This is a genomic window from Colwellia sp. C1TZA3, assembly GCF_007954265.1.
Classification (GTDB): domain Bacteria; phylum Pseudomonadota; class Gammaproteobacteria; order Enterobacterales; family Alteromonadaceae; genus Cognaticolwellia.
In genome coordinates, this window is the sequence record NZ_VOLS01000107.1 from 1 (window position 1) to 4,576 (window position 4,576).

The following is a 4,576-nucleotide window of genomic DNA, read 5'->3' on the forward strand; positions in this document are numbered from 1 at the left end:
TAGTTAAAATAGCTCAAGGCTGTGTTGCTCTCAATCCCAATAGCCAGCTATTGCTCAATCGAGCGCCTTACCTTGAGTTATTTTTCCTGCGCACAACAAGATCACAAACTTAATGGAACTGGTATAATAACCTTGCCTTTACTCCCGATACGAGCTGCCCTTTTTATCGAGCATAGCTTTTTTCTGCTCAAAATGAGCGTAAGACTGGCCTCGAAATTCATCCCAACTTTCTGCTGTTTTTTGTGCTATTTCATGAGAGAGAACATTAAGAGGCTGGCCAGTGGAATAAGCCAACACCATAGTCTTACAAGCTTTTTCCAGGTAATACAGATCCTCAAAAGCCTCAGCGATCGTCGCGCCAGTAACCGTAATGCCGTGATTACCCATCATTAAAGCATTTTTACCAGCCAGGCTATCCGCGATGCGTTTACCTTCTTCATCGCTAGAGGCAATGCCGGCAAAACTTTTATCATAGGCGATGCGTTCGTAGAACCGTGCGGTATTGTTGTCGATCGGCAATATACGTGGATCTTTTAAGGTTGAGAGTACGGTTGCATAGGTAGAGTGCAGGTGCAAAATAACCTGGGCTGCTGGCAATAATGCATGCATATTGCCATGAATACTCCAGGCCGAAGCATCAGGGGCTTGGTCAGTCTGCATAATACTATTGTCTTCACTATCCAGTAACTGTAGGTTACTAGCCGTGACATTAGCAAAGTGCATCCAACGACGGTTCATCAGAAACTGTTTACCATCGGCAGATACCGCAGCGCTTAAATGATTGGCGACTGACTCATGCATGTCCATTTCATAAATAAGTCTAAAAGCAGCGGCCAAGTCGACTCGTAATGCTTGTTCTGTTTGCATTTTTCTTATCCTCAATAGGTTTCGACTGATTAGGTCTCTAGTGATGGCTGAAGTGGGGTTGTTACCTTTGTTTCTGCTTTTGGATAGCTAGCACGTAAAACACGGTAAACACTGCGCAGATCGCCTCGGTCAACATAACAACCCCGTAGGTGCCTTGCGCCACTGCCTTTGATAAAAGAAGCTCGGCCGTGGGCGATACGGTGGTTGTCGAATACAATACACTCACCAGCATTTAGACGGAAGGTCATCAGATATTGAGCATCTTGTAACATCTGGCCAAACTTACGAAAGGCAGGATAAAAAGTATCCATTTCACGCTGAGAGAAATCAAAGACATCAGCTAAGTGCTGACTGAAATTAATACCGCTAACTTCGCCATTATTAGGGTCAAGCTCGATTATGCGTTGCTTGGTACGCACATCCTGATAGTCAGTGGTGTAGCGATAAGGCACTTCGTACTCTGTGAGTATTTTGAAGTATTGTGGATGGCTTTGTTTTAACGCATTGGCCACGGTAGTCGCATCGACAAACAAGCTGTTGCCGCCTTGCGCATCATTAACTCGGCAGTGTAAGAACTGGATGCCGGGTGCAAGTTCTTCTGCTGGCAAATCCGTATGTAACTCAAGTGCCTTGCTGGTATAAGCAAGGTTTTCCGGATTGGCTTTAGACTGAACGTCAAAGGTGTAACCAGAAAAAGATGGCCGCACAGTGCCAAACAGTTCGCATAAGGTTTTTAGCCCTTCGTTTGAATTTGGCATATCTTGAATCAGGGCAACACCTTCATCTAACATCGCTTCTGCCCAGTCAGCTACACTGGCGGGGTTAGCCATAACATCGTCATAGCTAAAACGTGCCATATTTGGGTAGTGATCGCCATACCAAGTTTTACGGGCACGAACAGCCAAATCACCATGATTTTCTCCCTTGTGCCAACGTTCAAGCCAGTTTAGGTCGTAACGACTTTGATAGCCATCGCTCCAAATAACTTCCAGCGAGGCTTGGTTTATCCAGGCGCTTGTCGCGTGCAAGTCATCAGCTTCATCAAGAATATCAAAGGTCCGTTCCTGAGTGCTGCTATCCCATGAGGTGGCGCAATTATCGCGTAACCAGAAGTAATTGAAATAGACCATTTCTGCGTTCATAGGGAGTTCTATACCGGTTTTCAGTAATACAATATCAGACATTCAGCAGCGCTTATTTAGGTTTATTTAAAATTGAAATTGTATCATTTGGGCTATGTAATGTCGAAACCTCTCAGGGAGCATTGGTGCGGTAATTGCTTAAGTGCTTAATTGATTATCATGATTTTTTGTCAGCATGACTAAAGTACGGAGATATTGATTATCATAGTTATACCGGCAGTTTGCGTCATAACAATGTCGACATCAGCTTATAGAACAAGCTGTAATGGTCGAGGGGATTGATAACTAAAAAACGTCCTTGCCAGCAATGATACTAACAACGTTTTAAAAATACCTCCTGGATGATTAATACAATCTTGTGTAGAGTAAAATACAGACAACTTTAGCTTTAGTTATACTCAACTGTGCCGATACTTGTTATACCAATTTGATTAATTAAGTGATCACCTTTTTCATGAGGAAAAATGGATAAATACAAGGCATAAAATTTAGTCAGTAGTTATTCACCTTATAAATTTTATAACGCTGTAGTTATTTATTTTAACCATTAAAAATGAGCAGGTAATTAATTACATATGCTTTGATCAACCGAGGTAAATTTTATGAGCTCATCAATCACACCCAATGATAGCTATAGTCAAGATATTAGAACATTAGCAAAAACTGCAGATAAAATGGCTAACAAACCGATCGGGCAGCAAGTACCTGAACTTGCTGATGATAAAAACATTGGTAAAGAGTCAGGTTCTATTTATGCCAGCAATAAAAAACAGCTTAACACCGCCATTATAGAATCTTCACTGAAATTTAATACGACAATAGGCGATCAGCCGCTGTCATTGCTATTAAAAACGGCCTTAGAGGGCATAAGTGAAGCGCTCAAGGAAACTAAAATTGATAGTCGTGTTGAAAATAGTGCTGAAGAGACTTATGAGTCGGGTGGAGATTTCAGTCCTGAAGCGACGGCAGAGCGTATTGTTGCTTTTAGTACTCAGTTTTTAGCTGCTTATCAAGCGCAGCAGCCTCAAATGAGTGCAGCAGAATCGTCAACCGCTTTTGTTGAGATTATTAGTGGTGGCATAGAGCAAGGTTTTGCTGAAGCCAAGGATATTTTAGGTGGTTTAAAAGTATTAGCGGGCGATATTAGCGATAATATTGATAAAACTTATCAGTTAGTGCAAATAGGGCTACAGTCTTTTGTCGAGTCGTTAAGTGCTAAAAAAGTAGATCAGCTTGAACCGTAACAACGATAAGTAGGCCGCTATCTAGCCAGCCGTAGCGGTTAATATTTGCTGTTATTTACTACCTAATCTTGCTATTTTTAATTTATTTGTACTGATTTAACTCACTTTAGTGCAGAATCAAGAGTAATGGCTTTATAAGCTGTGTAATTTTATAAATAATTTTTTAAAGGAGTACGTCAGTTGTCTAGGAAGAAATTTATCGAGTCTCATGGTGGTACAGCGAATAATTGGAGAACTGATTTTTCATTTGTAAACCATGCAGCTAAGTTTGTTATTTTTGGGGCTTGGGATACTCATACTCAAGAAGGGCGGAGCTTAATCCTTGATAAGGATTGGCTGCAAAATAAAAAAGGTAGAAAGCAACCTGGTTATATTCAAGCTGTAGAGCATATTAGATTAGTTGAAGAGCAGGGTTATCAATTAAAAACCTTTCCAATAATTGAAGATCTAGACTACGTAGATGCCACTGATAGCGGCCGAAGTAGCATAAAAGAGTTTATAAAAACCTTAACGGATATGACCCTTAACTTCACTGATGATAAATGGTACGCAGAAGGTGCACACAAACCTGAATATAGCGCAAAACCTAGCGCAAAAGCAGCGGTAGAACTGTTAGAGATACTCAATTTAGCTATTGAAAAGACAGAAAAAGAAAATTTAATCTTGTGCCAAATTGGACAAGGGCAGTTTAGACAAAATGTTATCGATACTTGGGGTAATGGCGAGAGATGTGCATTAACAGGTATAAATATTGCTGAAATGTTAGTCGCTTCTCATATTATTCCGTGGGCAAAATGTGAAGACAATAAGAAAAGGTTAGATGGCGTAAATGGCATTTTATTATGCTCGCATGTTGATAAGTTATTCGCTAAGCATTTAATTACTTTTGAGAAACAAAGAATGCGCTATATTGTTAAAATTGCCCATAGCCTTGATTTAGCCTTATTAGAAAGTATCGGTATTGAAAAGGGGCTAGAGCTTGCGATAGCTCGCATGCATCCTAGGCTACAATTGAGGTTTGATGAATATATTCTTGAACATAATAAAGCTTTTGCAATGAATGATGTTAAATAACACCCGCGATGGCTTTTTTATAGTTGTCTAGCTATTATAGATACCGCTTGATTAGCTCAGCGCAGTAAGCGGTTTTCTAAATACCGAGCGATTAAAAGTGTCAGTTAAACTGATAGCTAGCAACTAATACCAATCCCATTAAGTTATTGCTCACTTGTACTAGTTAAAATAGCTCAAGGCTGTGTTGCTCTCAATCCCAATAGCCAGCTATTGCTCAATCGAGCGCCTTACCTTGAGTTATTTTTCCTG

Annotated in this window: 4 protein-coding genes; 2 read left to right on the top strand and 2 right to left on the bottom strand. The window is 40.4% G+C overall.

What is annotated here, in order from left to right; genetic code table 11:
* Positions 1 to 138: 138 nt before the first annotated feature.
* Together ESZ39_RS17115 and ESZ39_RS17120 are read right to left on the bottom strand one after the other, a co-directional pair.
* Positions 139 to 867, bottom strand: a complete 729-nt coding sequence (locus tag ESZ39_RS17115; RefSeq protein WP_146881134.1) for a class II aldolase/adducin family protein — start codon at positions 865 to 867, stop codon at positions 139 to 141.
* Between the two features lie 29 nt (positions 868 to 896).
* Positions 897 to 2,051, bottom strand: coding sequence for a TauD/TfdA family dioxygenase (locus tag ESZ39_RS17120; RefSeq protein ID WP_146881135.1), 1,155 nt, complete (start codon positions 2,049 to 2,051; stop codon positions 897 to 899).
* A 560-nt stretch (positions 2,052 to 2,611) separates the two neighbouring features.
* Between ESZ39_RS17120 and ESZ39_RS17125 the strand changes: the two genes are divergently transcribed.
* Positions 2,612 to 3,253 (top strand): DUF5610 domain-containing protein, encoded by a 642-nt coding sequence (locus tag ESZ39_RS17125; protein WP_146881136.1) that lies wholly within the window; start codon positions 2,612 to 2,614, stop codon positions 3,251 to 3,253.
* 180 nt (positions 3,254 to 3,433) lie between these two features.
* On the top strand, positions 3,434 to 4,327 hold the full coding sequence (locus ESZ39_RS17130; protein WP_146881137.1) for an HNH endonuclease: 894 nt from the start codon (positions 3,434 to 3,436) through the stop codon (positions 4,325 to 4,327).
* Positions 4,328 to 4,576 lie beyond the last annotated feature (249 nt).

What these genes read in the sequence shown, in the direction of transcription:
- ESZ39_RS17115 (WP_146881134.1), bottom strand. Translation starts at nt 867, where the DNA reads ATGCAAACAGAACAAGCATTACGAGTCGACTTGGCCGCTGCTTTTAGA.
- ESZ39_RS17120 (WP_146881135.1), bottom strand. Translation starts at nt 2,051, where the DNA reads ATGTCTGATATTGTATTACTGAAAACCGGTATAGAACTCCCTATGAAC.
- ESZ39_RS17125 (WP_146881136.1), top strand. Translation starts at nt 2,612, where the DNA reads ATGAGCTCATCAATCACACCCAATGATAGCTATAGTCAAGATATTAGA.